Here is a 26,245-nt window from a genome sequence, read left to right as displayed (position 1 = left end):
GGTGAAAAGCGTTCTCCCCGAACGTAGTCAGCTCCACCCAGCCCAGCTCGAGCGACGCGACCTGTCCGAATCCGCAGCCCGGGCAGTGCGCCACGTCGCCGCTGAGATCGCCGTCACAGTCGGGCGCTGCCCGGGGATCGCGACCACCCTCTCGCACCCGGTCCTGCTGCGCCACATCGACGCCAAGTACGGACGGCTGCCCGACGCCGTGCACGAGGCCATGCGACCGCCCGCCACCGCGGCGGGCGTGGCGGTCATCAGCCGGCTTCCCGTCGACGACGAGGAATTCGGCCCGACGCCGTACAACTGGCAGGAGGCGACCGAACTGGCCGGAACCCGGACACCACGGTCCGGCTCCTTCCAGCTCGATATCGCCATGCTGCTGCTCGCGCGGTGCGCCGGTGAACCCTTCGGCTGGGAGGGCCAGCAGGCGGGGCGGCTGGTGAACAACATCGTGCCCACGCCCGGCCACGAGCACGAGCAGTCGGGCGCCAGCAGCACCGCGCTGCTCAGCCCGCACACCGAGGACGCCTTCCACCCGGACCGGGCCAACCTGCTCATGCTCGGCTGCCTGCGCAATCCCGATCGGATCGCGACCACCGTGTCCTCGATCCGGAACGCGGAACTCGATGCGGCGCAGCGGAAGATCCTGAGCACGGCGCGACTGCCGATCCTGCCGGACGTCTCCTATGGCAGCGGCTTCGGCGCCGCCCCGGCGCCGCCGATCGCCACCCTCGGCGACGACGCGGGCGGGACCACACTGCGTTTCGACCCGGCGTACACCCCGCTCGACCGCGCCGATGACGAATTCCGCAGCGCCTACCGGCATTTGAGCGGCGAACTCGAAAGAGTCTGCTTCACCGCGGCTTTGGCGCCCGGAGAACTGCTCCTGGTGGACAATGACGTGGTGGTGCACGGGCGGGTGCCGTTCACCCCCCGCTACGACGGCACCGACCGCTGGCTCAAGCGGGTCAATATTCGCCTGCCCCAACGCCGCCGCGACGCCGAGGCCGGGGAGGACGGCTACGGTCAGCGCGTGGTGGCACCGTTCCGCACGACTCGAGGACAGCACACGTGAACTGCCGCCCCACCCCGCTCCGCGTACTCAGCCGCAGCGACCTGGCCGATGTCCCGATCTCCCCGGCCGAGGTGGTGCGGGCCGTCGAAGACGCGTATCTCGCACTGGCGGGCGGCGATTCGGACAACCCCCGCAAACTCAGCGTCGCCCATCCCGACGGATGGTCGGTGGCCTACGCGATGCTGGGACGCGACGGGCGGCGCCGGGTGGTGGCCATGAAGACCAGCTACAAATTCGACCCGCACCACGACAGGTCGAACAAGCGGTATTTCACGACGATCTCGCTGTACGACGACGCCACCGGGAACCCGATCGCGCTGATGGACTGTGCCCGCGTCGGCGCCCTGCGCACACCCGCGGTCTCGGCACTGCTGGTGCGCGAATGCGCCCGGCCGGGAGCACGCAGCGTCCTGCTGATCGGCACCGGCACCCAGGGCCGCAATGCGCTACCTCACCTACTAGCGGCGAATCCGCAGCTGAACCCACTCATGCTCTACGGCACCCACCCGGAAGGATTGGAAGCGGTGAATCAGCAACTGCTGCACCATCATCCGCACGCCGAACTCGACATCGTGAGCGACCCGTACGCGGCGGCGCGCGAAGCGGACATCATTCTCGCCACCGCCGGGCCCGGCACTCAGGTGGCGATCGAGGCCAAGGATCTGGCGCCCGGGGCGACCGTGGTACTGGTCGGCTATGGCCTGGCGCCCTCCACCCTCGTCGAGGCCGATCGTGTAATCGCCACCAGCGCAGAACAAATGGCTTTGACCGGAACCGATATGGCGGGTCCCGATGGTCGACTACGCAGGGTCGATGCCGAGCTACCCCAGATTCTCGACCGTCGGGCGGCGGGCCGGACAACCGACGACGAACGAGTTTTCGTTTACAACAGCGGACTGGTGCTCACCGATATCGCCGTCGCGCACGCGCTGGCCAACCGCGCCATCGCCGAGGGGCGGGGCACCGAAGTATCGCTCTGGGACTGAATCCTGGGACTGAATCGCCGACTTGATCCGATGGATTCACGGCAGAAATTCGCCCGTAAAGGTTATTTCGGACATTGATCAGGCCGATAACCGATTGAGTCTAACGTTTCGCACAAACTCTTATGCAGGTTGGCTATCGACGCCACCAGCCGGGGACCGGGGTCGGGGGTCCACTGCGGGGATGGCCGATGGCCACCCACCGCACCCGAAAGGAAAAATGTCCGCCTCCGTAGAGACCGTCGTCGTTCCCTCCGGCATAGCCGGCATCACGGCCGCGCCGATGCCGGCCCACCGCCCCGACTGGGAGGAGCAGCTACTCGCCGACACGAAGCTGCTGCGGGAGTTGGCCGAAACCATCGGTGGACCATTCCACGTCATGTATCCGGACCGGATCGTTGCGAATATTCAAGCCTTCCAACGGGTCTTCGCCCGCACCGATGTCGCGGGTGCGATCTACTACGGGAAGAAGGCCAACAAGGCAGCGTGTGTCGTCCGCGCCTGCGCCGAAGCCGGTTCCGGTATCGATGTCGCCAGCGTCGGCGAACTGAAGGCGGCCATGACCGGAGGCATCCAGGGATGCGACCTGATGGTGACCGGCCCCGCGAAATCGAACCAACTGCTGGAGCTGGCCACCCGGGCCGGGGCGCTGATCGCCGTCGACGATCTCGATGAGCTCGCACGCCTGTGCGCAATCGACATTATGAGCCGGGTTCTCCTGCGGGTCCTGCCACTAGGTTCGGACAGCCGCCTCGGAATGACGTCCGACGAAGTAGACCTCGCGCTGACCTTCGTCGACACGAGTTCGATTCGACTGGAAGGCTTCAGCTTTCACCTCAGCGGCTATGAAGTGGCACCGCGCGCCGAGCTGGCCCTGGCGCTGATCGAGCGTTGCCGCGAAGCCCGCGGCCTCGGCCATCCCATCACCACCATCTCCATCGGCGGCGGGTTCGGCGTCGATTATGTCCCAGCGCGGGCGTGGGAAGCCTTCCTCGGCGGCGTCAATCCGCGGTGGTTCCACCGCGACCGTGCCCCGGACTCCTATTATCCCTACCACTGCCCGGTCCCCGGCCCGGCGATGCTGGCGGCCATTCTGGAGCATCAGGATCTGGCAAAGCTTTTGCGCCAATACGGAATTGGATTGGCGATCGAACCGGGACGCGCCCTGCTCGACAGCGCAGGTAGCACCGTATTCGGAATTCAGGGCGTGAAAGTCAGGACCGCACACGAAGTCCCGTACCTCATCGTCACCGCGAACGGCACCAGCCTCAGCCTCTCCGAACAATGGTTCGACAGTGAATATCTGCCTGATCCCGTCCTGTGGCCGCGAAGTGCGGGAAACCCCACCCCGACCTGCGTCGGCGGATCCTCCTGCCTCGAAGAAGACATGCTGAGCTGGCGTCGTATTCCGCTTCCCCGCCCGGCGACCACGGACGATCTGCTCATCTACCCGAATACGGCCGGTTATCAGATGGACAGCAATGAGTCGTCATTCCACGACTTGCCCATACCGCCGAAGATAGTGTTGCGAAGCTCGCCGGATGGACGACAATTCGATTGGACCTTCGACACCGACGGTTTCCCGATCTGAACAGTTTCGCGCTCACCGCCCGCTACACGCTCCATCGACTTTCCCGAGGAGAAGTACTCGATGCCGGTTATTGTCAGACGAGTGTCCGAGCTCATCGGACGGACACCGCTATTCGAGCTGGCCGTCAGCCCCGAGACCGGGACCCGGCTGCTGCTGAAGCTCGAAACCATGAACCCGACGGGCACCGCCAAAATTCGGATGGCCCGGGCCATGGTGCTGGACGCGGAACAGCGCGGGCTGCTGCGCCCGGGCGGCCATATCATCGAATCGACCTCCGGGAATACGGGTTTGGGATTGGCCGTGGTGGCGCGGGAACGCGGGTATCGGTTCACGGCCGTGGTCGACCACCATGCGTGCCCGGCGAAGTTGAATGCCATGCGCGCGATGGGAACCGAGCTCGAATTCGTCTCCGACGACGGCGACGACGGCCTCTCGACCTCGGCGCGGGAAGAACGCGCGGCGCAGATGGCGCAGGAGGAGGGGCCGGGCGCCTACTTTCCCGCTCAGCACGACAACCTCGCCAATGGCGTCGGGTACCACGCACTGGCCGAGGAACTGCTCGAGGATCTCGAGCGGATCGACATTCTGGTCGGCGCGGTGGGCACCGGGGGTTCGCTGTTCGGTACGGCTCGCGGGCTGCGCGACCACGGATGCGCGCCACGGTTGGTCGGCGTGGAGCCCGAGGGGTCGATCGCCTTCGGCGGTCCGGCCCACGACTATTGGCAGTCGGGCACCGGAACGCCGCTCGGCGCCACCCCCGGCATCCATGTGGACCAGGATCTCCACCTGATCGAGGAACGCGATCGGGTGAAGGTCTCCGACGTCGACGCGTTCGCCACCGCCCGGGCACTGGCCGCCACCGCGGGGTTGCTGATCGGCGGTTCCTCCGGAAGTTCGGTGTACGCGGCCCTGACCCGGCTCGAGCAGTACCCGGACTTCTCCACCGTGGTCGTCATCATCAATGATGACGGGGAGAAGTACCTGGACACCGTTTTCGACGCCACCTGGATGAGCGACCGAGACCTGATCGATCTGGAACGCGAGACCGAGGTCGTGGACCTGCTGAAGACCTACACACCGCCCAGCCGGCCGGACCCCGGCGAACTCACCGTGCGTCGTCACCTCCATCGTGCGTTGCCGGACAATTTCGCCGTCGAGAAGGGACTCACCGGCGCGAACCTGGAGGACTACGCCGACGCGAAGGTGCCGCAGGCCAACCTGATTCACCTGCTGCGCCAGGTCGACATGCCGCCGCACGAAATCGGCGAGCTGCTGGCGAGCGGCAATGACAACGATGTCCACCTGGCCCTCGAGAAGCACCGGCAGCGGCTGGTCGACCAGCGCGCGATGGTCGACCAGCTGCTCGCGACCATGCGGGGCTCGGCATCCGGGCGGCCGGCCACCCACACCATTCTGGTCCCCGATCCGGCGCCCACCGACGCGGACGGGGCTGCCACGAAATGATCGGGGCGCTCCGGCAATCCGATGGGCGGGCGCTGACTTCGCTTGCCACGCCCATCGCTCTGACCCAGCTGGCTCAGGTTGCGGTGTCCACCACGAATATTGCGTTGATGGGGACGCTCGGGGTGCGGGAGGTGGCCGCGGGTGGGTTGGCGCTGGTGTTGTTCAACCAGATTCGGACCATGTGTGTGGGGTTGATTACCGGGACGGGTAATCAGGTGGCGACGGTGGTGAGCCGGGCCGAGAAGCAGGGGCGGGGACCCGAGGCGGAGGTTCGGGAGGTGGTGCGGTCGAGCTTCCTGATCGCGACCGTCGCCGGATTGCTCGGCGGCGCACTGCTCATCGGGCTCGGGTGGGCGCTGCGATGGCTGGGGCAGGACGCACAGGTGCTCGCGGAGGCGCGGCCGATGATGGTCGCGCTGGCGCCGGGGCTGGTGCCGTGCCTGTGGTTCCAGGTGTTGCGGCAGTACACCGTCGGGATGCAGCGGCCGCAGGCCCTGCTGCTGGTGACGCTGGGGTCGGTGGTGCTGAATCTGGTGCTGGCGCTGACGTTCATGCACGGCTGGGCCGGGCTGCCCCCGCTGGGGCTGACCGGGGTCGGCGTGGCGACCTCGCTGGTTTTCCTGATCACCTTCGGGGTGTTCTGGGCGATGGTGCGGCGGGATCCGAAACTCGGTGCGACACTGCCGGTTCGGATATGGCCGGTGCATGCGGCGACGGTGTGGGAGGAGTTGCGGCTGGGGACGCCGATCGCGCTGACCTACGGGTCGGAGGCGGGCATGTTCTCGGTGCTGGCGCTGGTGATGGGGAGTCTGGGGGCGGCGGCGCTGGCGGCGCACAATGTCGTCTATCAGATCGTGTACATCGTGTTCCAGGTGGCGATCGGGCTCTCGCACGGGGCGTCGATCCTGGTGAGCAAGGCGGTGGCGCGGGACGAGTTCGCGCACGCGCGGTCGGTGGCGTGGCTGGCGCTGCGGTGCGTGGCAGTGGTCGCCGGGGTCACGGGGGTCGCGTATGTGCTGGCGCCGGACTGGGTGCTGCGGCCGTTCCTGGCCGACAGTGATTCGGCCACGGTGGCACTGGCGCACACGCTACTGCTGATCGCCATCGTGCTGCAGTTCTTCGACGCCGCCCAGAACATCGGGGTCGGGCTACTGCGCGGACTCAAGGACACCAAGGCCGGGTTCCGGCTCTCCCTCGTCGGGTACTGGGGTGTGGGATTGCCCACGGCGCTGCTGCTCGCGCTCCCCGCGCACCTGGGCGCGGCGGGCGTGTGGTGGGGGCTGACCGCCGGTCTGGCCACCACCGCTGCCCTGATGCTGCGTCGGTTCTTCACCCTGCTGCATGCACAGGAGCAGGCGAATCCGCGAGTGCTGGCCGGTAGCCTCGGGCATTAGCCCGACATCCAAATCTCACCTTCCCGCAAGCATGTCGTCACTGGGCGCGGGCAACCTGAAGGAAACGGGCTTCGCTATTCTGGCGACGAATTCGGCAAGCGCAGTCGACAGGGTCGGCAAGCCTAGGGCGCACACCACCAATGCCGGGGAGGATGTCCGTGCACATCTCGCGAGTCGCCGAGTATCCGAGGGCAGACCATGTCCTGTTCCATTTCAGCGACACCCATCTGATCGCCGCCGACACCGAGCTCTACGGTGCGGTCGACGCCGAGGCGCGGCTGACCACGCTGCTCGGGCAGGCCGAGGCCAGCCGCATCGCGCCGACCGCCATCGTCTTCACCGGCGACCTCGCCGACCAGGGCGAGCCCGGCGCATACCGCAAGCTGCGGGATCTGGTGGAGCCGTGGGCCGAACGGATCGGCGCACCCGTGGTGTGGGTCGCCGGCAATCACGACGACCGGGCGACGCTGCGTGAGGAACTCCTCGACGTAGTGCCTTCGAACGACGCGGCTTCCGGCGCACCGTTCGACGCGGTCCACATGTTCGACGGGTTGCGCGTCATCGCCCTCGACACCACTGTCCCCGGCCACCACTGGGGCGAGATCACCGACGACCAATTGGCCTGGCTGCGTGAGGTTCTCGCCGAACCCGCCCCCTTCGGCACCATCCTCGCCATGCACCACCCGCCCATCCCCTGCGTCCAGGACCTGGCCGTCCTGGTCGAACTACGGGACCAGCGCCGCCTCGCCGACGTCCTGGACGGCACCGACGTCCGCGCCATTCTGGCTGGGCACCTGCATCTTTCGAGCACCGCCACCTTCGCCGGCATCCCGGTCTCGGTAGCTTCGGCCACCTGCTACAGCCAGGACATGGCCGCCGCCGAGGGCGGCCAACGCGGACGCGATGGCGCCCAAGCCTTCAACTACGTCCACATCTACCCCGACACCATCGTCCACTCGGTGGTCCCCATCGGCCACGGCCCCACCGTCGGCAACCCCGCCGACCCCGAACAAGCAGCGACCAGGCTCGCCGACGCCGGCATCGTCATCCCACCGGCGGCCCGCATCCCACACGTCCTCCGCCGCCGGACCGAGGCCCCCGAATCCGACGACGAAACAGTCCTCTGATCGTTCAGGGAGATTTCGGTGCCGCCTGTCGCCGGAATCGCTTCGGCCGCTGACCATCCGCGGCCGCTGGGCTCAACCTCACGCGGTGGATCCGCGCCGACTCGCGATCTGATAGACGTTGCCGAACGGGTCGCGCACCATGGCTCGGCGGTCACCATACGGCGTGTCGAGCGGTGCCTCCACGGTGACTGCACCCGCGGTCAGCGCCCGCTGATATGTGGCGGCGACGTCATTGACATAGACGTACAGAAAGGCTGGAAACACCTCGCGTTCGCCAGATGCCGACACCATGACCAGCGAGTCGCCGATACGGACTTCGGTCGGTCGATTCGACTCGACGTCGCCGACCGCTTCGAATACCGTCCGCAGGAACTCGACCGCGGCAAGTTGGTCATCGACCACCATGCGTGGTGTCACTGAATGAAACCCTGGCGGAAGAGCAGAAGCCTTGGCCATACAAAGAGTCTCGCATGCGACCGTGAGCCAGGGCGCAAGGTCAGCAGAACACTTTCCCGGACGGAGGAGCCGACCGAACGATCCCTGCGGAGTACCTGATCCCGGCCATCAATCAACTGCCGGACCTCCTTCACTGGGACACCGGCGTCTCGCCGGATGGCTCGACTCTGCAGATCAGCGTCTGGGATTCCGAGGAACATCCGAAGCAGATGGATGAGCTGAAGGAAATGGCCGTCGTCGCATGCGGCGAGATGGAGGCGATCGGCGGCAAGTTCGAACGCCCGATCATCAACTACCCGATGACCTGGACCATCTGATCCGACACGGGGCAACCCGGATTCACTACGCCGCCCGTCCCGGCGGGGTCCGGCCGAGACATTCTCGGCCAGGCCGGGTCTCGTCGTGGCGCGGGCACCAGCGATCTCATCTGGCTGTTCGAGGCTGAGCCTCCGGCTTCGGGTCGACCTCTCTGATCACACTGCCACCGAACCGCTTTGGCTTCGGACCAAACCAGAAATCATCGTCGGCAATCCGTCACCGCATCACTGAACGATCAAGGCGTGCTCTATCGGGGATCATCAGCGCCCCCTTCCGGCTACAACCCGTTCTAGCCTGGTCAGGATTGCCGTTGACTGCACCGCTCCCGCCATTGATCGTGGCGGAATTCCATTGGGAGACAAGATGTCTCGCATGGTGACGGTTGTGCGGGCAACCCGACGACGGATTGGGACATCGAATGAAATTCCGCAGCATCACCGTGGCTGCCGTACTGGTTGCCGGCGCACTGACCGCCGACCTGGGGACCGTGCATGCCGAGCCCGCCGCCCCGGCCGATCCGGGGATCAAGTACTCACTCAAAGTGGTCGACAAGACGGTTGTCGCCACGCTGCGGGGCGCGAGATTCGCGCTGAGCGAGCAGGACGGCACGACGTCCGACGCTCCGAAGACCCCGGTGGCCAACATCAAGGACGATAGCGGTGCGACGGTACTGTCGATGCCGCTCGACTACCGAATCGGGGACGTTCGGGTTCCGGTCAAAGCGGTCACGAAGAACGATGACACCGTTCTAGAGATCACGCCGACAAGGCCGGAAGGAGCGCAGATCTCCAACCAGCAGCTCGCGCTCAAACCAATTGCCTCTCCCACAGAGGACCAGCGTGCGTTGAACGAATTCAGCAGCAAGCTGTCGGTCGCCGGTCAGGTCGGCGCATTGGTCGGCGGGATAATCGGTTTCGTCGTCGGTTGCGTCGCCAGCATCGCGATCGGCTGCATCCCCGGCGGTGTTGCCGGGGCCCCGGCAGGCGGAATCATCGGTGGCCTGGTGGCAGGCGGCCCGACCTTGATCGCCGCCGGCATCGACCTGCTGAACACTTGGCAAGCCGCCCCAGGCACCTCCAAGTGGGCCGATCCCCAACCACAACCCGCCCCGCAGAACTGATCCGCACCTCACCGAACGGCAAACACGCTGCCCGAGAAGCCCTCCGGCAAGCGCAGCCACAACATCCTGGACTGCCGAGTCTCGGGCGACCGGTGCCATCCCGCACAATCCGCTGTAGAACAGTAATTTCACGCCAATTCCTCAGCTGTAGTGCACGTTTAGAACGGTTGGGTTGGCCGTTCATGCCCGCCTGGCAGCCCGCTCTCCTGCCGCTGATCGCGCGGACGCAACCACCAGCCAGCCCGGGACCTGGAAGTTCAACTGGGACTGCCGATTGGGCATCTGAAGGCACGACATCGGCCGAGCCGCGCTCGCGCACGGCGAAATGAGCACGGATGCAAAGAAAGTCGGAAACAAGTGGAGTGAGCACACTCTCGAGCCGCTGGTCGCGCTGATCGGACCGCCGCACGGCAGTTCAGAAGATCATCGGACCGAAATCATCTCGACCGCCATACACATTGAACTGCCGATGGTCGGGCTGTAGGCGAGGTGTGTCAGCGGAAGTACTCGAAGGCATCCTCACCCGGTCGCCAACACATCCACGCCCTATCGACAAACCCAGACAGGGTAGCGATCTCAGGGCCGACGAGTTCGCCGTCGGTGGGGCGCAGTGTGATCGCGCCGCTCCGAAATTCCACTCGCAGCCCAGCTTCGAACGCTTCGGCCGTCGCGACGACCTGCCCGGCGATAAACGCGCGTAAACGCGTCTCCATATCCGACCTGCCCCTCTCGAAGTTGGGCAGCTTCTGTGTGGACCACGGGGAAGACATCGCATGTGGCCCCCTTCGCCATCTACGTCTCCTAGGTTGACGTTGTCAACCTAGGAGACGTAGGGTTGTCACTGTCAACATGGTTGTCACTGTCAACCAGGAGGTAAGCGTGTCCACAATCTTGATCACTGGCGGACATTCAGGCATCGGTCTCGCCGCAGTGCGTGAGCTCGCCGCGAAGGGCAACGACATCGTTTTGGCCGGGCGCGGCGAGCAACGGATGCAGCCGACCGCGGACGAGCTGCGCACGCAGTACGGGGTGTCGGTGACGATGCTGGATCTCGATACGTCGTCGCTCGCGTCGGTCCGGAATGCCGTTGCGCAGTTCCACAAGTTGCGCGAGGCCGGCGAGATCGAGGCGCTCGACGCGATCGTATGCAACGCCGGCGGCCGTTTCGACGGGGAGGTTTCCTACAGTCCCGACGGATACGAGACGACGTTCGCGACGAACTGCCTCGGGCATTTCCTTCTTGTCGAGCTGCTGCTTCCAAGCCTCGTCGAGGGGGGCCGGGTCATCTACACCGCGAGCGGCACTCACGATTCGGAGTCGATCGACGGCAAGTTGGTCGGGGCTGCCGTCGAGCCCGACGCGATGGCGCTGGCGAATGACGGGAAGAACGGCGTCAAGGCGCTGAGTACGGGAAAGCGCTACTCGACCTCGAAGCTGAGCACGGTGATGTACTGCTACGAGCTGGACCGCCGGCTGCGCAGGTCTGGAAGCTCGGTGGTCTCGATCGCCTTCGACCCGGGTGCCGTGTCCGGGACCGGGTTCGGGCGGGGGATGCCGAAGCCGATTCGGTGGCTCTCGGGCACATTCCTGATGAAGTGGATGATCAGGCTCATCGGTGTCACCACATCGGATCAGGAATTCTCGGGCGCGTCCCTGGCGGCGCTCGTGACCGATCCGGACTACCTGGACCGCTCCGGCGAATACTTCCAGGCAAATAGGGGCAAACTCTCCGCGGTACGAACGGCCCAACTGTCCTACGACAAGCGACGTGCGCGAAAGCTGTGGGAGGACTCGAAGCAGCTTGTCCACCTGACCACGGCGGAGGAACCCGCATGCCTGCGATGAACACTGCCGAACGACTCGTCTCCGCCGCGGCGGAACTGCTCGACTCCGGTGGCGAGGCCGCGGTTACCCTCCGCTCGGTCGCTGCTGCGGTCGGTGTCTCCCACAATGCGCCCTACAAGCACTTCGCCAGCCGCCTCGCGCTGCTCGCGGAGGTCGCCGCAGCCGATTTGACGGCCATCACAGACGTCTGGGAGCGGATCCGGGCGGCGCCCGAGGAACCGACAGCGCGTCTGATCGGCGCACTCGACGTCGTCATTCGCTTCAGCCAGGACCATCCGGCGCGGTATCGCCTGCTGTTCGGCACCCCCGACATAGCCACGTTCGGCGGTCCCCTGACAGACATCGGCGACAGGGCCACGCGCGAATTCGATGCCATCGTCGAAGAGTGTCAGACGGCCGGCGCTCTCCCCGCCTCCCCTGGGAAGAGGCTCGCGATCATCCTGTTCGCGGCCTTGCATGGCCTGGTCACTGCCGACAGCGACCGACTCCGGTCCGAGGCGGGCTGGGCCGACATCCGGTCGGGCATGGAGTTTTTGATCGGCCTTCTGGGGGCACCGACAAAACACCTAACCGGCGACGTTCTGGCCGAAGGCGCTTTCAATTCCTGAGCTCGGACCATCCGGAACCTGCAAAGCCGTGGAATACGTGGACAAAGCGGCGGGCTGTCTGGAACCTAGTGCGTCTGGTTCGCGGCTGTCGATTCCTGGAAGTCGACGAGTGCCTCTCCGTGCACCTGCGCCCACTCCGTCAGCATCGCTATCGGTTCCTGGAGCGTCCGGCCGAGCGCGGTCAGGCTGTATTCCACCCGTGGGGGCGCTTCCGCGTATTGCTGTCGATCGATGAGGCCGTTGCTCTGCAGGCGGCGGAGGGTCTGGGTCAGCACCTTTCGGGAGATCCCGCCGGACAGGGCGACCAGTTCGCTGTGCCGCTTGGGACCGTCTTGAAGCGCGTACAGGGTGACTACCGACCACTTGTTCGCAATGACTTCGATTGCTGTGCGCGCAGGACAGTCGGACATGAACATGATTCCTGCAGGGGCACTCACGATCCGAAGGTTACCAAAGGGTACCTATCGGATTCCTAGCGTTGCCATCATGCACATCGCAGCCCTGACCCTGTCCGTCCTGCTCGCTGTGGCGATGCTCCAGTCCGGAGTGATGAAGTTCGTTCGCCCAACGTGGATCCGCGAATTCGCCGAAGCGATCCACCTCACCACGTCCCAGCTCACCGCACTCGGGAGCCTGCAGATCGCCGCGACAGTCGGTCTCATCTGGGGCATCTGGTTCCCGCCCTTCGCGATCGCCGCCGCGATCGGGCTGGTGCTCTACTTCGGCGGCGCGATCGTCGCCCACATCCGCAGCGGCGACCGGAACATGCTGGGAGCCACGGTCTTCCTCGCGTTCTCGATCGCGACATCAGTCGTGCTCGTTCTCGATGTTCGCCCCGCCTGAGCTTGCGGCGACATACCACCCACGCCCAGAACGTCTTTCTATGCCGCTGACCGCCCTGACCGAACCGGCCAGGGCGGCAGCTCGGAAGATCGAGGGGCAGCGGGCATCTCGGGCGACTGACCGACCGCCGGCAGTGCGCGGTACTGCCGATTTCAGGGCGTCCACAGCGGTGTGCACGAACTCCGCGGCACCGATGACTTTTCGGTGAATGCGTCGTCGATACCTCTGGATATACCGACAGACAGGAGTCCAGGCATGACGAGACCGTTTCGAGATGGCATGACGTCGGTGCGGGCGAATGGTGTGGATCTCGGCGTCGAGAGCTTCGGCCGCGAGGATGATCCGCTGGTCCTGCTGGTCGGCGGTACAACGATGTTGTCGTGGCCTGACGCGCTGTGCGAGCGGCTCGCGTCGGGCGGGCGGCGCGTGGTCCGCTACGACCTGCGCGACTCCGGCGCGTCGACGACCCTCGACCCGGAGAATCCGGACTACGACCTGCGGGATCTCGTCGCCGACGCGGCCGCGCTGGTCGAGGTGCTCGGTGCCGGGACCGCCCATCTCGGTGGAGTCGGCGTCGGTGGGATGGTCGCTCAGGTCGCCGCGCTGGACCACCCGGACGTGTTCTCCGCGCTGACCCTCGTCGGCACTCGGCCGGTGGCGCCGGGCCCGGTGGACGAGGACCTGCCGGAACACGACCACGCAGTCATGGGCGCGCTGTTCTCCCGCCCGCTGCCGGACTGGACCGACCGGGACGCTGTCGCGGCGTTCGCCGCCGCGGGGGCCGAGCCGCTGGGCAACGATCCGGAGCAAGCGCAGGCGACGGCGGCCCGAATCTGGGACCGGACGGGGTCGAGCGATCCCGCGGTGCATCAGGCGAACCAGCTCGGAATGGTGTTCTCCCGGATCGACTGCGCCCCGCGCTGGCGGAGCCGGCTCGGTGAGCTCGACGTGCCCACGCTCGTGGTGCACGGTCGCGCGGATCCGTTCTTCCCGGTCGGCAACGGCGAGGTCCTCGCCGCCGAAATCCCTGGGGCGCGACTGCTCGTCCTCGACGACATGGGCACCGCCCTCCGCTACGCCGCGGCCGACCAGGTCGCTGCCGCCATGCTCGCCCTGTAACCGCCCGGCCGGGAGGGATCCTGACTAGGCGCGCTCTATGCCGCTTCCCACGCTGTTGGAATCGGCCAGCGAGGGCAGGGCCGACAGCGAGACCGGCTGCGGCCCAGGACATCCCCTTCTGCCGAGCTCGCTGCGTTTGCACGGGCGCGTACACGATCTTGGCGGCACCGATGAATATCGGATGGATCCGTCGTCGATACCTCTGGATATACCGACAGCACATGGAGGCACTGGCATGCGGAAGTTGATTCTGGGTTTCTACGTCTCGCTCGACGGTAAAAGCGCTGACGCGGACAACGGAATCCGGCACGTCATGATGAGCATCGACGACCCCGAGCAGGAGCAGTACTTTGTCAACCAGCTGTGGGACGCCGGGGCCTTCCTCATGGGCCGCAACAGCTACGAGATCATGGCCGGATATTGGCCCACCTCCGACCACCCGTCCGCCGAGGCCATGAACGAAATTCCCAAGGTCGTGTTCTCCCGCACCCTGAAATCCGCTGACGACTGGCCCGAGACCCGGATCGCCGGCGGTGACACGACCGAGGAGATCGCCAAGCTCAAGGCCGAGCCCGGCAAGGACCTGGTCGCCGTCGGCGGCACCGAGTTCATGCACTCCCTGATCAAGCTCGGCGTGGTCGACGAGTACCGGCTGTGGGTGCTGCCCGCCGCCACGGGCAAGGGCGCGCCACTGTTCCCCGAGCTGGATCAGCCCGTGAACTTGCGCCTGGTGAAAAGCACGGTCTTCCCGTCCGGAATCCTCGAACTGGTGTATGCGCCAGCCGACAAGTAGGACTGAGCAAGTGAGCCACAGTCACGGTCGCACCGGGAGCAGGCGCCTGCCCGCCCCGGTCCCGTTCAGTTCTCGGGCGAAGTCGCGCCGGCCTGGACAGGGCGACGGCAGTCACGGCCACGAGCGTGGTTAGGACGACTTCTCGGCGGCCCACGCGGTACAGGCCGCCCGGATCGCACGCTGACCGAACCGACCAGCGCCGCACCTCGGAAGATCAACGGGCCGCGGACATTCGGGGCGGATGACCATGTGCAGCAAAGTACTCCGTACCAACGACACCCAGACCGCATCTGCGGCACAAGCTTCAGGCCATCGGCAGACGGCCCATACCGCATACCGCGCTGATCGAGCCGGTAAGCGCGGGTGCGTGGAAGATCGACTGGCAGGGTGTTCGCCCGCTGGTCGACGGAGCGCGGGTGGTCGAATCGCAGCCGGCTTACGTCCCCATTTCGCTGACACGGTGTTACGTTCGCGGGCGCATCATCCGATAGCCAGGTACAGCAACGTCATTCGCGGTGCTGACGGTACATGCGATCCGAATCACGTTGTGGTGGTTGCGATCAGATGTGGAGGGACCGATGACAGCCCTGAAGACCATCACCGCAGCGCTGCTCGCGGTCGGCACACTGGCACTGGCGGGATGTGGGCCCGACAACACCGGTGCCTCCCCGTCGACTGTCACCGGGCCTGAAACCGCAACTGCCACCGCATCCGACGGCGGCACACCTGCCCCGGGCACCACCACTTCCGCAGCCACCGGCGGTACGCCGACCGGCCCCGCGCTGTGCCGCACCGCCGATCTGAAGCTGTCCAAGGGCCGGTCCGACGGAGCAGCGGGTAGCGCGTACACCCCGCTCATCTTCACGAACGCCGGAATGCATCCCTGCACCCTGACCGGATTCCCCGGCGTCTCGTTCGCCAACAGCCGCACCGGCGACCCGATAGGAGCCCCTGCCGATCGAGACAAGCCGAAGCCGACGGTCACCCTGGGGATCAACGAGAAGGCCTCCGCCGTACTCCGCATCACCGATGCCGGGAATTACGGCAACAAATGCCAGCAGGTCACTGCCGCCGGCCTGCGGATCTACCCGCCGGACAACACGGAGTCGTTCTTCCTGACCTGGGAGATAGGCGCCTGTACCAACGCCGATGTCCATCTGCTGGAGATCTCGTCGCTCGTACCGGGCGAGACCGGAAAGTGACCTCCGGTTGTAGACGCGACCCACAACCCGCCGGACCGGCCGATCACTCGTTCAGTGGCGGCCGGACCGCGGGACACACCCACGAGTGAAAATTTCGAAACGCCCCTATAGCCGCATACCGCGCTGACCTCATCGGCCGACGCCGGTATCGGACGATCAAATGGTCGACTAGGGACAGAGGGCGTCGTTGAGCACGTCGGTGAAGTTCGGCTCGTCGGCCGGGGAGTCGTTGATGGCGATCGTTACCGCACGGCCCTGCGTGATGGCGCCGGAGATGGTGGTGAAGCCGGCGATGTTGCCGGTGTGGCCGAAATATCTGACACCGCAGGAAAGCTGAATAGCGCCGATGCCGAGGCCGTATTCGGAGGTGCTGTCGGACGACCGGGGCAGCATCGTCAGCATGTCACGCAGTTGCGCGTCGCCGATGATCTTTCCGGCGAGCAGGGCTGTGAAGAAGCGGTTCAGGTCCGTGCCGGTGGAGATCAGTGCGCCCGCCGACCAGGCCACTGACGGCTCGATGGAGGTTACGTCGGTGGGCACGCCACTTACCAGCGTGTAGCCCTGCGGATGTGGGCCGCGGAAGCCGACCTCTCCCGGTCCGGGTAGATAGGTATCGGAGAGTTGGTTCGGGGTCGTGATGCGCTCGGCGAGCACCTCGGAATACGGCCTGCTTGTCACCTTTTCGACCAGCATGCCCGCCACGATGAAGTTGGTATTGGTGTATTTGAACCGCTCTCCCGGCGAGAACTGCGCCGGATGCCGGAGCGCCACGGCGATCTCCTGCGCCGGGGTGAAAGTGCGGCCGTCGGCGGCGGCCCGGACCACATCGAGCTCCGGGTCTTTCGACATTTCGGGAAGTCCGCTGCGGTGTTGCAGGATCTGGCGGACGGTGATGTTTCGCCCGTCCACGCCCTCGCCGTTCAGCAGTCCGGGCAGGTAGGAATCGACGGGTTCGTCGAGCCGCAGCCGCCCATCGGATACCAATTGCATGATGAGGACAGCCGCAAAGGTTTTGGAGATGCTCCCGACCCGCACCTGCTGCGGCGGTGCGACCGGAATCGCTGTTCGGCCGGTCCGGTCTCCGACTCCGGCAGTAAGAGTGATGGTCTGCCCGTTTTCGGTGAGAGTCGCGATCACCCCGGTGGTCCCTGCGTGTACCAGCCGGTCGATATCGTCCTTAATCCGCTCGACTCGCTTGGGCGACAACGCCATCGGGGTAGTGGACACGGGCTGCGGCGCCGAGGTGGTCACACTCGCGCACCCTGTCGCTCCGACCAGCGCCATCACTGTCACCACCCACCCGATCCGCATATTCAGACCGTAGAGACGGCTGCGGCTCCGAACATCCGGACAAACCCTGAGGCCGTCCCTGAAAAATCTACTCGGATATGCGTGCGGGCCTCCGGAATTCGTACTGACTCACTGCTCTTTGGCAATCACGATCGATCGTCTGGGCCGGCTCACTCCCCTGGGATACCGGTGGTGGTTCGTTGCTCCAGAACAGCTGGTCTTCCGGCCACAGCTCTTGGATGTTCTGGGTCTCGATCAGTTCGAGGTGGTGGCGGTGCGACTCGGCGATCCTGCTGGCGCTTTCGGTGCTCGATTGTGTAATGAGCTATCGCCCAGGCGTTTCGAGCTCGTTGGCAGCCATCTCGTCAAGAGAGCCACGTCCGGGATCCCGGTCGTCGGCTGGCCCGCGACCTGTGGGTTCGTGCTGAAAGTTGGGATCGGTAGGAGGCGCGCGTGGCGTCTACTCACCTCATGACATCTTCTCAACCTCCCGCGAACCAACCGCAGTCCGCCGGCTTGGACAAAAAGACCAGCGCGATCCTGTCGTACGCGCTGGGGTGGCTCACCGGAATCATCTTCCTATTTGTGGGAAAGAACGATCCCGATGTGAAATTCCATGCCTCGCAATCGATCGTCTTCTTCGGGGCGGTCTCGGTGGTCAATATTGTTCTGAGCATCGTCGGCTCGCTCCTCGGAGTCCTGGGGATCATCTTCAGCCTCGCCGGACTCGCCGTCGCGGTCTTCGCGGTCGTCGTCTGGATCATGGCCATGGTCCAGGCGAACAACACCGGCGGTGTCCGCGCGGAGCTTCCCATTGTCGGAAAATTCACTGCCCCGTATGCCGATCAGTTGGCCAGCTCGGTCAAGTAGCGGCGTATTCGAAGTCCCCAGCTGGATTTCGTAATCGATGATGCTGTCGGCACCCCTGCACGGCGGCCAGAGACGACAGTCCGACGATCAACGGCCCGAGGCTATCTCGGGCCGTTAACGTCCGTGCGGAACGTCCGGAACTGCCTGCTGTGATTCACCTGTCGGATGTGGGTCTGGGCATCGCGGGCATCAATCGTGGCGCTGGTGGCAGCGATACAGACGTGGGTGAAGTTCGGAACGCTTGGATCATGAGCGTGGCGAAGCGGCGGGAGGCCGCGATTCGTGCTGCCGGTGTGCTGGCGTGGATGCCGTTGTTGGCCATGATCATGAGGACGAGGTCGTCCAGGACGATGTCGGGGCGTAGGCGGCCGGTGTCCTTGGCGCGGCGGATCAGTTCGGCGGCGCCGGTGAGCGCGGCTGTGCGGATCGCGGTGAAGTCCATCGCGTGCGGGTAGGTGGACATGAAGGCTGCGGTGAAGCCGTGGTCGCGTGCTTGCAGCTCACAGAGTTTCTCGAGGGTGAGGCAGAAGCCGTGCCAGGGATCGGGGTCGGCGAGCCCTTCGTCCACGAGGGTCCGGCAGGCGAGCATCTGATCGGTGAACGCCTCGGCGACCAGCATCTGTTTGGTCGGGAAATGGCGGTAGAGGGTGGCGGGGCCGACCTCGGCGCGGCGGGCGATGGTCCGCATCGGCACCTCCAGACCGTCAGTGATGAATACCGCGCGAGCCGCGTCGAGGATGCGTTCGCGGTTGTCGCGGGCGTCGGAGCGCAGGGTGTGAGGCAAACGAGCGGTCACCACTCTCACTTTAGCTAAACGGACAGGGGCGTCCGTTACGGTCCGTTGGTCTGTCCCGATCGAACAGAGCACGGAGAAACCAATGCATGCAGTGATGGTCCCAGCGTTCGGAGGTCCCGAAGTCCTCGCGGTGGTCGAGCTCCCTGACCCGAATCCGGCCGCCGGACAGGTGTCGATCGCGACCGAGGCGATCGGCGTCGGCGGTCTCGACGCCCTGATCCGAAGTGGCGCGCTGGCCGCCCACGGAGCCACGCCCGGTCGCATCCCTGGCCAAGAGGTCGCGGGCACCGTGACCGAGGTCGGCGAGGGTGTCGACACCGCGTGGATCGGTCAGCGCGTGTGGGCGTTCACCGGTGAGGAGGGCGGCTACACCGAGCGCGCCGTCGCCTCGGCCGAGATGCTCGTCCCCCTCCCGGAGACCGTGTCGGCTGTCGAGGCGGTGACACTCGGCACTTCGGCAACGGTGGCCCACTTCGCTTTGCGCCATGCGCATTTCGCGCGCGGCGAGTCGGTGCTGGTACGTGGCGCGGCCGGCGGCATCGGAGTCATGGCGGTCCAGCTCGCGGCTCGTGGCGGCGCCGGTGCGGTCGCGGTCACGACCTCATCGGCCGAGCGCGGCGAGCGCCTGCGCAAGCTCGGCGCGACCCACGTACTCGACCGCGCCGGCCAGGGTGCGGAGGACGCTCCCGCAGGCTACGACGTCATCATCGACATCGTCGCCGGCGCGGATCTGCCATCGTTCTTCGCCAGGCTCGAGCCGAACGGTCGGATGGTGGCCGTCGGCGTGATGGCGGGCATGCCACCGGCGGACTTCGGCGCGGAGATGGTCGCGGCATTCAAGAAGTCGCTGTCGTTCGCGACCTTCAGCGCCGACACCGTGCCCGCACCCGACCGACGCGCCGCGACCGCCGAACTGTTCGCCGCCGCGGCGCGCGGCGAGCTGGAAGCGGTTGTGCACGAGACGCTTTCCCTGGAACAAGCTGTGCTGGCGCACCAGAAAATGGAAGCTGGCGAGGTGTTCGGGAGAATCGTGCTCACACCATCGGCGAGATAGGCGACACCGCCTCTCACCGCAATATCAACGCACACACATGCCGCATCCCTGTTCAGCGTCATGCGCTCAAGGTGGGTCAGGCGTGGCACAACTTGTGGCATTCGCCGACCGCCTCCTACAGGTGTTGGATTGCCGCAGCCGTTGTATCGTTCTTTGCTGGTGCGGGATTCGCACGCGGTCGGGGGGTCGATCACGAAGATGATGTCGAAGGGCTGTCGAAAATATGAGAATCGCCGCGAAGTTCACGACCGCGCTTATCGGTGCGGGCACGGTCGCAATGATGGCGGCGGGGCCCGCTGTCGCCGCGCCGGACACCGGTTCCGGGTCGGCGGTCATCCCTGCGGGCAACACGATCGAACCGCCCATCGACTGCACTCCGGACTCCGCGCACCCCAGGCCGGTCGTGGTGTTGCCGGGCGGGGACGGAACCACTGCCGATACCGCGGCGCAATGGAATACCATGCTGACCACCTTGCGCGGGGCCGGGTACTGCGCGTTCTTGTTCCAGGGCGGGATCATCAACGGCAACCGCTGGACCGGCGATATTCCCAGCGCCGCACAGCAAGTCGCGGACTTTGTGGCCGAGGTACGTCAGACCACCGGCGCCGATCAGGTCGACATCGTCGCGCATTCGGCCGGAACGATTGTCAGCAACTACTTCCTCAAAGTCCTCGGCGGCGCCTCCTCTGTCGCGCGTGCGGTGTTTCTCACTCCGGAAATCCGGGGCTGTGACGGTTCCGGATTCCTTGGCGCATACGGCATCAAGAACCCACCCATCAGCCCGGCCCAGGTGGCCTCCGGCCTGCCGTTTCTGGGCACCGTCCTCGCGGTCATCGCCCCCGACAAGGCCAACCTCGTCCAGATGATGCCCTCCTCGCCGGTTTACCAGGCCGTCTTCAATGGCCAGGTCGCTCAGCCCGGCGTCCGTTACTCGGTGCTGTCGACCCGCAACGACGAACTCGCGACACCGGCCACGGTTTGCACGAATCTCACCGAACCGGGCGTGAACATGAACTTCTACGAGGACCTGTTCCCAGGCGCCGCCCCAGTCGGGCACTCCAGCCTGCGATCAAGCCCCGACACCGCGAATTGGGTAGCCCAGCAACTCCAGGCCTGAAACCGTCTGGCACCTACCAGAACCAGGGCGAGGACGGTGGGCACGAGTTGGATCCGCGTCGAGACGGTAAACACCGACGATATCCGAACATCGTGCACGCCGCGCTAACCGGACCGGCCAGCGTAGGCGGCGGAAGATCTCAACCGGCCATGCCCATCTGACGTCGGCCGAACGTCCGCAACGGCCGATTATGTGATGTGTGGTTGATTCGGCGCGCATGGTTGCGGTGGGTCGGTGTTGGTGCGCACGAATTCCGCGGCTCGGTGTTGCGCGGCGCAATCGCGCAACACCGAACCTCGGAATAGATCATCTAGCGTTGCAGGAACTCGAGGGTGATGCGTTCGAACGCGTCCTTCGCCTCGAGCATGATCCAGTGCCCACAATTCGGGAACACGTGCAGTTCGGCGTTCGGGATGCTGCGCATCGGCAGCAAGGCCATATCGAGTGGAGTCTGGCGATCATCGCGTCCCCAGGCGAGCAGGGTCGGGCACACGACCTTGTGCATCATCGCCCAGTACGGTGGCGTCTCAGTGTCGGCCAGCGCTCGCCGACGCGCCTCGAAAGCCGCTGCGCCGTACATGGATTTGATCGATGCCAGCGCATCCGGATCCAGCGCGGTCTGCCAGCGCTCCTCGATCAACTCTTCGGTGACGAGCTCCGGACTGTAGGACATGCACCGTATCCAGCGGATCAGGTTCTCCCGCGTCGGCTGCTCCGTGAAATCCTGCAGGATCTGCGACCCTTCGCTGAGGGGCTGGGTGAACAGGTTCGGCCCCACCCCGCCGATGCAGACGAGCTTGTCGACGCGGCCCGGGTGGCGGATCGCCAGGTTCAGCCCGACCACCGCGCCCAGCGAATTCCCGATGACGGCGGCGGATTCGATACCCAGTGCGTCCATGAAGCGGAGCACCGAATCCATCGCGGTCCACACCGGATTGCCCGGAACCGGGTCACTGACGCCGAATCCGGGGAACTCCAGAACGTAGCAGTGATACTGCTGTGCGAACGCTGCCAGGCTGCCGCGGTAGTTCCGCCAGCCGGTCACGCCGATCCCGGAACCGTGCAGCATCAACAGCGGCGGCCCGTCGCCGGCCTCGTGGTAGCGCAGAACGCCCGTGTCCGTGGCCACTTCACGTTTCGTGGTTTCAAAGGCTGTATCCATGACCTCGAAACTAGAACGTGTTCCTAAGATCAACATGTGCAATCAATAAGGGATACAAAGGATTTCGTTGTACCAATCCACCGAAGCGTCTCCCCGGTTGGCGCTGCTCACAAGCAGCAGCAGCGCAAGGCCCGACTCGGTCGGGCGCTCTTGATCTCCACGGCAGGCACAACATCGACCATCTGAAGGCTCCCCTCACAGCAGCAGCACCAGAACATCCGAAAATGCCTGCTACTCGCGCTGACCGAACCAGCCGGCGCGGGGCGCCGGCGGTCGGAACCCGGTGCGGCGCGGAACGTCCGCAACGAGCCGATTTCCGGATGTTCAGATGTCGCCCACGGCAGACCCGGCCCCAGTTGAGAATGTTGGGACTGGGCCTGATCATCCAGTCCGACAACCATATTCAGCCTCACACGAATCCGGCACAGAGTGCGGTCGACAACGGCTACGCTCCGCGAGATGGTCCCGCTTTCACACGCCGCGGCCTTCGCCTTCGCCGCCTCGATCCTCATCGTCATTCCAGGCCCGAACGTGCTGTTCGCCATCGGCCGAGCGCTGACTCTGGGGCATCGGTCCGCGGTCCTCTCGGTCGCGGGTGGCGTCACTGGATCGTTCGTACCGCTGGTCGCAGTGTCGTTCGGCCTGGGCGCGGTGTTGATGGCCTCAGCAATGTTGTTTCTGATCATGAAAGTTGTTGGGGCCGCCTATCTGATTTACTTGGGCGTCTCGACGATCCGGCAGCGGAAGAAGCTGGCGGCAGCCTTGCAGTCGAAGGTCCCGAGCATCGGTGGCAGTCGTGTGTTCAGGCAGGGATTCATCGTCGGTGCTACCAACCCCAAGACGATCGTGTTCTTCGGTGCCGTCCTTCCGCAGTTTGCGGTACCGAGCCGGGGGGCTCTGCCCGCACAGTTGCTGATTCTGGGTGTCATATTCCTTGCTATCCAGGCGCTTTCGGACGGATGTTGGGCACTGTTGGCAGCAACGGCGCGGTCATGGTTCGCGCGTTCTCCACGTCGCCTCGAAACTGTCAGCAGCACCGGCGGGCTGATGATCATCGGAGTCGGCGCCGGTATGGCGCTGACCGGTCCCAACTGACGGAAGCCAAGGGATCTGGGCTGCTGCTGAGCGAGAGCCGAGCATCCGCTGGCTGCATACCGCGCTGACCGAACCGGCCGGCGCGGGGCGTCGGAAGCTCAACCGGCCGTGCCGATCCGAGGCCGGTGGAACCTCCGCAACCACCGAATGCCGGATGGAGTGTTGTACCCGGGGATGGCCTCATGGGGGGCTTTGCGGATGCGTGGTCAGGCAGGTTGGTCGGCGGCGAGGAAGGGGGTTATGAGGTTGAGCAGTTCTTGCGGACGGTCCAGCGGGATGATGTGGCCACAATCCGGAATGACGTGTCCTGCAAGGGTATCGGCGATAGGGCGAAGTTGCTGCTCGAGTGCGTCGCCGACCGGGTGGGCACCGATCGCCAGGGTGGGTGTGGTGAGTCGGTCGGCTGCCACGGCGTGATCGATCTGTCGTGCGCTGGTCGGCAGTGCCCGGTAGTAGGAGAAGGCGCAACGTAGGGCGTCTTCACCGGTGTAGGCATCGACGAACGCGTCGCGGATATCGGCCCGCACACCTCGGCCACGGGTGCCGGTGGTGAGAAACCATTCGACATACTGTGCCTCGTGGCCGGGCAGAACCGTTTCGGCGAGACCGGGGACGGCGTGAAAGCCGAACCACCACGGCGGACCCGCGGTGAGGAAGTCCTCGGCGCCGGGGAGCGTGCCCAGCAAGGCTTCCATGACCACCAGCCGTCGTACCCGGTCGGAGTGGCGCAGGGCGAGCAGGACCGCGACCGGGGTGCCGGCATCGATCGCGACCACGGCCGCGGTGGGTTCGCCGAGGGCATCGAGGATCCCGGCCGTATCGGCGGCCAGCGTACCGGCGTCGTAGCCGTCCGATGCACGGCTGGTGGCGCCGAACCCACGCAGGTCCGGGGCGATGATCCGGTAGTGCTCGGACAGCGGGCCGATGATCTCGCTCCAGAGTCGCCAGGTGTGGGGAAAGCCGTGCAGCAGAACGACTGCGGGGCCGGAGCCGGCGATGGCGACGTTGGCGCGGATGCCGTTGGTCTCGATCCGGCGCAGCTCGATAGGGGCGGTTTGCAGTGGTGGCGTGTGGGTCATGGGACCTCCTTGCGGTTACCATTGGTTACCAGGAAACGATAGGTAACCTCAGTTAGGCTGCCAAGAAGGCACTTCGGCTACAGGTGGTGAGGTCCAGGTGACTACTCGATCAGCGCACGCGAAGACGCCGGTTCGCGGTGATCTGTTCGATTCCCAATGCCCGACACGGCAATTACTGGACCGCATCGGCACCAAATGGACGTCGATGGTGGTCAAGGTCCTCGCGCAGGCCGCCCCGGGTGAGGTGCGCTTCGCCGAGCTGCGGCGGCGAATGCCCGGTGTATCCCAGAAGATGCTGTCGGTGACCCTGCACAACCTGGCCCGCGACGGTCTGGTCACCCGTCGAGTGGAGCCGACAGTGCCACCACGCGTGCACTACCGGCTCACCGAACTTGGCTTGTCCCTGGAGATCCCCTTGGCGGCTTTGCGCACCTGGGCCGAGGACCATATGGCCGAGATCGATTACGCCAACACCGTCAACGACGCACAAGCCGACCCAACCGCCAGCGAATAGCTTCCCAACACACGCTCATGCCGCTGATCGTGCTGGTCGAGTCGCGCTGGTCGCAGGTGGGCAGGCACCGCTTCACCGTTCAGTGGAGGCCCGGCCTTTTCACGAAGTCCGCTGTGCAGCAGGCCGGTTCGGGATCGAATGGGCTTGCGGCCTTGCGGTGGTTCGGTTTCGTGGCCGCGCTGGCGCCGGATACCTGTCCCGAGAAAAGTCGAGACACTAGTTGGCGGATGGAAACTAGTTGATTATGCTGCGATAGTGAGCGACGCATTGGCACCACAGGACGCACTCGACATCGCCTCGGCCACCACTCGTCGAGCGCGCAGCGCGCCGGCCCGGCCCCGCTGGGTGCCAACGGCGGGGGCGCTGCTGTGTTTCTGCTCGTTCTTCCTGATCGGCGACGCGGTCGCCATGCCCATCGATCGCGCGATCACCGTTCGTGGGGTTGCCGGAATCGTTGTGACGGTTGCATTCGGTGCCTTCGTGGCGTGGGTGCTTCGAGAATGGCGCAACGGTGGTGTCGTTCCCCGGTCTCTGGCCGAGCAACCGGTGCAGCGATGGAAGCGAGTGGCTTTGGGCTGGCTTCCGCCATTTGTCGGCGTCACCCTGCTCGGTGCCATGCCCGGATGGATGACTATCGCGTCCGCTGTGATCATGGGCGCATGGATGTGGTTCCAGCTGACCCAACCACGGGCCGCGTCGTGACGGAGCTGAGCGAGCTGCTGGGTTCGCTGCCGCGCCTGAAAGTGGTTGCGTTTCTGGACGGATGCCGCGAGGCCGAGTTCGGCATGATCACCGACCTGTGCGAGATGAACAAGTCCACGTTGTCGAAGGCGATGACCGTCCTCGAGGCCGCCGGATATATCACGATCACGAAGGGATATGTCGGGCGGCGGCCCAAGACATGGCTCGCATTGACCGACCGCGGCCGCACGGCCTATCACGAACACTTGAACGCCCTCACCGCACTCGCACAACAGGCACGGAAGGCGGCGGGCGAGCCGGACTCACCGTCTGGTAGATCCTGATCGCGCTGGGAAAGAAGTGTAGCTGTGGGCTGATGGCGGGATGTCGCACCAGTGGTCTTCCGCCGAATAGCCAGGGACACATCCAGGCCCGCGGCGATTCGAAGCCTGATCTGCCGAACGCACTATTCTGCCGCTGGTCGCGCTGACCGAATCGGTCAGCGCGGCACCGCGGAAGATCAACCGGCCGTTGCCGAACCGAGGCCGGCCAGTGTCTACACATGCCGAGTTCCGTTCGACCGGTGCAATCCCGCACAATCCGCTGTAGAACAGCGATTTCGCGCCAATTCCTCAGCTGTAGTGCA

26 protein-coding genes and 1 pseudogene are annotated in these 26,245 nt (G+C 65.4%); 21 read left to right on the top strand and 6 right to left on the bottom strand.

Going from position 1 to position 26,245, the window contains the following annotated elements; translation table 11 throughout:
- The first annotated feature begins 1 nt into the window (after position 1).
- The 6 genes and pseudogenes from ACWEQQ_RS21575 to ACWEQQ_RS21550 all read left to right on the top strand — a co-directional run bounded on the left by ACWEQQ_RS21575 (position 2) and on the right by ACWEQQ_RS21550 (position 7,637).
- Positions 2-1,078: a TauD/TfdA family dioxygenase gene (locus tag ACWEQQ_RS21575; RefSeq protein ID WP_452349429.1), complete on the top strand. Its 1,077-nt coding sequence runs from the start codon at positions 2-4 to the stop codon at positions 1,076-1,078.
- The gene (locus tag ACWEQQ_RS21570; protein WP_452349428.1) at positions 1,075-2,064 is read left to right on the top strand and encodes an ornithine cyclodeaminase family protein; all 990 of its coding nucleotides are present in this window, start codon (positions 1,075-1,077) and stop codon (positions 2,062-2,064) included. The genes ACWEQQ_RS21575 and ACWEQQ_RS21570 overlap by 4 nt, the downstream gene beginning before the upstream one ends.
- A gap of 217 nt (positions 2,065-2,281) precedes the next feature.
- Positions 2,282-3,652, top strand: a complete 1,371-nt coding sequence (locus tag ACWEQQ_RS21565) for a Y4yA family PLP-dependent enzyme (protein WP_452349427.1) — start codon at positions 2,282-2,284, stop codon at positions 3,650-3,652.
- 60 nt (positions 3,653-3,712) lie between these two features.
- Positions 3,713-4,747 (top strand): annotated as a pseudogene (locus tag ACWEQQ_RS21560) (cysteine synthase family protein); the annotation flags it as partial.
- Positions 4,748-5,112: 365 nt separating this feature from the next.
- Entirely contained in the window at positions 5,113-6,510 is a 1,398-nt protein-coding gene (locus ACWEQQ_RS21555; protein ID WP_452349426.1) for an MATE family efflux transporter, read from the top strand.
- Between the two features lie 158 nt (positions 6,511-6,668).
- The gene (locus ACWEQQ_RS21550) at positions 6,669-7,637 is read left to right on the top strand and encodes a phosphodiesterase (RefSeq protein WP_452349425.1); all 969 of its coding nucleotides are present in this window, start codon (positions 6,669-6,671) and stop codon (positions 7,635-7,637) included.
- A 78-nt stretch (positions 7,638-7,715) separates the two neighbouring features.
- Here ACWEQQ_RS21550 and ACWEQQ_RS21545 read toward each other — a convergent pair whose 3' ends face one another.
- Positions 7,716-8,093, bottom strand: coding sequence for a VOC family protein (locus ACWEQQ_RS21545; protein ID WP_452349424.1), 378 nt, complete (start codon positions 8,091-8,093; stop codon positions 7,716-7,718).
- Between the two features lie 736 nt (positions 8,094-8,829).
- Between ACWEQQ_RS21545 and ACWEQQ_RS21540 the strand changes: the two genes are divergently transcribed.
- The 4 genes from ACWEQQ_RS21540 to ACWEQQ_RS21525 all read left to right on the top strand — a co-directional run bounded on the left by ACWEQQ_RS21540 (position 8,830) and on the right by ACWEQQ_RS21525 (position 11,984).
- Complete coding sequence (locus ACWEQQ_RS21540; RefSeq protein WP_452341486.1) at positions 8,830-9,531, top strand: hypothetical protein; 702 nt, start codon at positions 8,830-8,832, stop codon at positions 9,529-9,531.
- A 325-nt stretch (positions 9,532-9,856) separates the two neighbouring features.
- Positions 9,857-10,015, top strand: a complete 159-nt coding sequence (locus ACWEQQ_RS21535) for a hypothetical protein (RefSeq protein WP_452341485.1) — start codon at positions 9,857-9,859, stop codon at positions 10,013-10,015.
- Positions 10,016-10,380: 365 nt separating this feature from the next.
- Positions 10,381-11,376 (top strand): SDR family NAD(P)-dependent oxidoreductase, encoded by a 996-nt coding sequence (locus ACWEQQ_RS21530; RefSeq protein WP_452349423.1) that lies wholly within the window; start codon positions 10,381-10,383, stop codon positions 11,374-11,376.
- Complete coding sequence (locus ACWEQQ_RS21525) at positions 11,364-11,984, top strand: TetR/AcrR family transcriptional regulator (RefSeq protein ID WP_452349422.1); 621 nt, start codon at positions 11,364-11,366, stop codon at positions 11,982-11,984. Before ACWEQQ_RS21530 ends, ACWEQQ_RS21525 begins: the two co-directional genes overlap by 13 nt.
- 65 nt (positions 11,985-12,049) lie before the next feature.
- Here ACWEQQ_RS21525 and ACWEQQ_RS21520 read toward each other — a convergent pair whose 3' ends face one another.
- Positions 12,050-12,400 (bottom strand): winged helix-turn-helix transcriptional regulator, encoded by a 351-nt coding sequence (locus ACWEQQ_RS21520; RefSeq protein WP_452341481.1) that lies wholly within the window; start codon positions 12,398-12,400, stop codon positions 12,050-12,052.
- Between the two features lie 70 nt (positions 12,401-12,470).
- Between ACWEQQ_RS21520 and ACWEQQ_RS21515 the strand changes: the two genes are divergently transcribed.
- From ACWEQQ_RS21515 to ACWEQQ_RS21500, 4 genes are all read left to right on the top strand, one after another.
- Positions 12,471-12,827 (top strand): DoxX family protein, encoded by a 357-nt coding sequence (locus ACWEQQ_RS21515; RefSeq protein WP_452349421.1) that lies wholly within the window; start codon positions 12,471-12,473, stop codon positions 12,825-12,827.
- A gap of 279 nt (positions 12,828-13,106) precedes the next feature.
- Positions 13,107-13,946 (top strand): alpha/beta fold hydrolase, encoded by an 840-nt coding sequence (locus ACWEQQ_RS21510; RefSeq protein WP_452349521.1) that lies wholly within the window; start codon positions 13,107-13,109, stop codon positions 13,944-13,946.
- Between the two features lie 235 nt (positions 13,947-14,181).
- Positions 14,182-14,739, top strand: a complete 558-nt coding sequence (locus tag ACWEQQ_RS21505; protein ID WP_452349420.1) for a dihydrofolate reductase family protein — start codon at positions 14,182-14,184, stop codon at positions 14,737-14,739.
- A 578-nt stretch (positions 14,740-15,317) separates the two neighbouring features.
- Complete coding sequence (locus tag ACWEQQ_RS21500) at positions 15,318-15,941, top strand: DUF4232 domain-containing protein (protein WP_452341479.1); 624 nt, start codon at positions 15,318-15,320, stop codon at positions 15,939-15,941.
- 168 nt (positions 15,942-16,109) lie between these two features.
- Here ACWEQQ_RS21500 and ACWEQQ_RS21495 read toward each other — a convergent pair whose 3' ends face one another.
- Positions 16,110-17,192 (bottom strand): serine hydrolase domain-containing protein, encoded by a 1,083-nt coding sequence (locus ACWEQQ_RS21495; protein WP_452349419.1) that lies wholly within the window; start codon positions 17,190-17,192, stop codon positions 16,110-16,112.
- 510 nt (positions 17,193-17,702) lie between these two features.
- Between ACWEQQ_RS21495 and ACWEQQ_RS21490 the strand changes: the two genes are divergently transcribed.
- Entirely contained in the window at positions 17,703-18,101 is a 399-nt protein-coding gene (locus ACWEQQ_RS21490) for a DUF4870 domain-containing protein (RefSeq protein WP_452341477.1), read from the top strand.
- Positions 18,102-18,255: 154 nt separating this feature from the next.
- On the opposite strand, the gene ACWEQQ_RS21485 is transcribed toward ACWEQQ_RS21490, so the two are convergent.
- Positions 18,256-18,897, bottom strand: a complete 642-nt coding sequence (locus tag ACWEQQ_RS21485) for a TetR/AcrR family transcriptional regulator (protein WP_452349418.1) — start codon at positions 18,895-18,897, stop codon at positions 18,256-18,258.
- An 82-nt stretch (positions 18,898-18,979) separates the two neighbouring features.
- Here ACWEQQ_RS21485 and ACWEQQ_RS21480 point away from each other — a divergent pair, with 82 nt between their 5' ends.
- Positions 18,980-19,951 (top strand): zinc-binding dehydrogenase, encoded by a 972-nt coding sequence (locus ACWEQQ_RS21480; protein WP_452349417.1) that lies wholly within the window; start codon positions 18,980-18,982, stop codon positions 19,949-19,951.
- 223 nt (positions 19,952-20,174) lie between these two features.
- Positions 20,175-21,068, top strand: a complete 894-nt coding sequence (locus tag ACWEQQ_RS21475; RefSeq protein ID WP_452349416.1) for an esterase/lipase family protein — start codon at positions 20,175-20,177, stop codon at positions 21,066-21,068.
- Between the two features lie 310 nt (positions 21,069-21,378).
- Here ACWEQQ_RS21475 and ACWEQQ_RS21470 read toward each other — a convergent pair whose 3' ends face one another.
- Positions 21,379-22,230 carry an alpha/beta fold hydrolase gene (locus ACWEQQ_RS21470; RefSeq protein WP_452341473.1) on the bottom strand — a complete coding sequence of 284 codons (852 nt, stop codon included), beginning with the start codon at positions 22,228-22,230 and terminating at the stop codon, positions 21,379-21,381.
- 459 nt (positions 22,231-22,689) lie between these two features.
- On the opposite strand from ACWEQQ_RS21470, the gene ACWEQQ_RS21465 reads away from it, so the two are divergent.
- Complete coding sequence (locus ACWEQQ_RS21465; protein WP_452349415.1) at positions 22,690-23,325, top strand: LysE family translocator; 636 nt, start codon at positions 22,690-22,692, stop codon at positions 23,323-23,325.
- Positions 23,326-23,531: 206 nt separating this feature from the next.
- On the opposite strand, the gene ACWEQQ_RS21460 is transcribed toward ACWEQQ_RS21465, so the two are convergent.
- The gene (locus tag ACWEQQ_RS21460) at positions 23,532-24,404 is read right to left on the bottom strand and encodes an alpha/beta fold hydrolase (protein ID WP_452349414.1); all 873 of its coding nucleotides are present in this window, start codon (positions 24,402-24,404) and stop codon (positions 23,532-23,534) included.
- A 97-nt stretch (positions 24,405-24,501) separates the two neighbouring features.
- Between ACWEQQ_RS21460 and ACWEQQ_RS21455 the strand changes: the two genes are divergently transcribed.
- From ACWEQQ_RS21455 to ACWEQQ_RS21445, 3 genes are all read left to right on the top strand, one after another.
- Entirely contained in the window at positions 24,502-24,918 is a 417-nt protein-coding gene (locus ACWEQQ_RS21455) for a winged helix-turn-helix transcriptional regulator (RefSeq protein WP_379442934.1), read from the top strand.
- Between the two features lie 255 nt (positions 24,919-25,173).
- Positions 25,174-25,620, top strand: coding sequence for a hypothetical protein (locus ACWEQQ_RS21450; RefSeq protein WP_452349413.1), 447 nt, complete (start codon positions 25,174-25,176; stop codon positions 25,618-25,620).
- Entirely contained in the window at positions 25,578-25,943 is a 366-nt protein-coding gene (locus ACWEQQ_RS21445; protein ID WP_452349412.1) for a transcriptional regulator, read from the top strand. Before ACWEQQ_RS21450 ends, ACWEQQ_RS21445 begins: the two co-directional genes overlap by 43 nt.
- The last annotated feature ends 302 nt before the right edge of the window (positions 25,944-26,245 follow it).

The sequence above is a fragment of the Nocardia sp. NPDC004123 genome, assembly GCF_053603795.1.
Note: the sequence above shows the minus strand (reverse complement) of the source record. Positions and strands in the feature narration are given on the sequence as shown.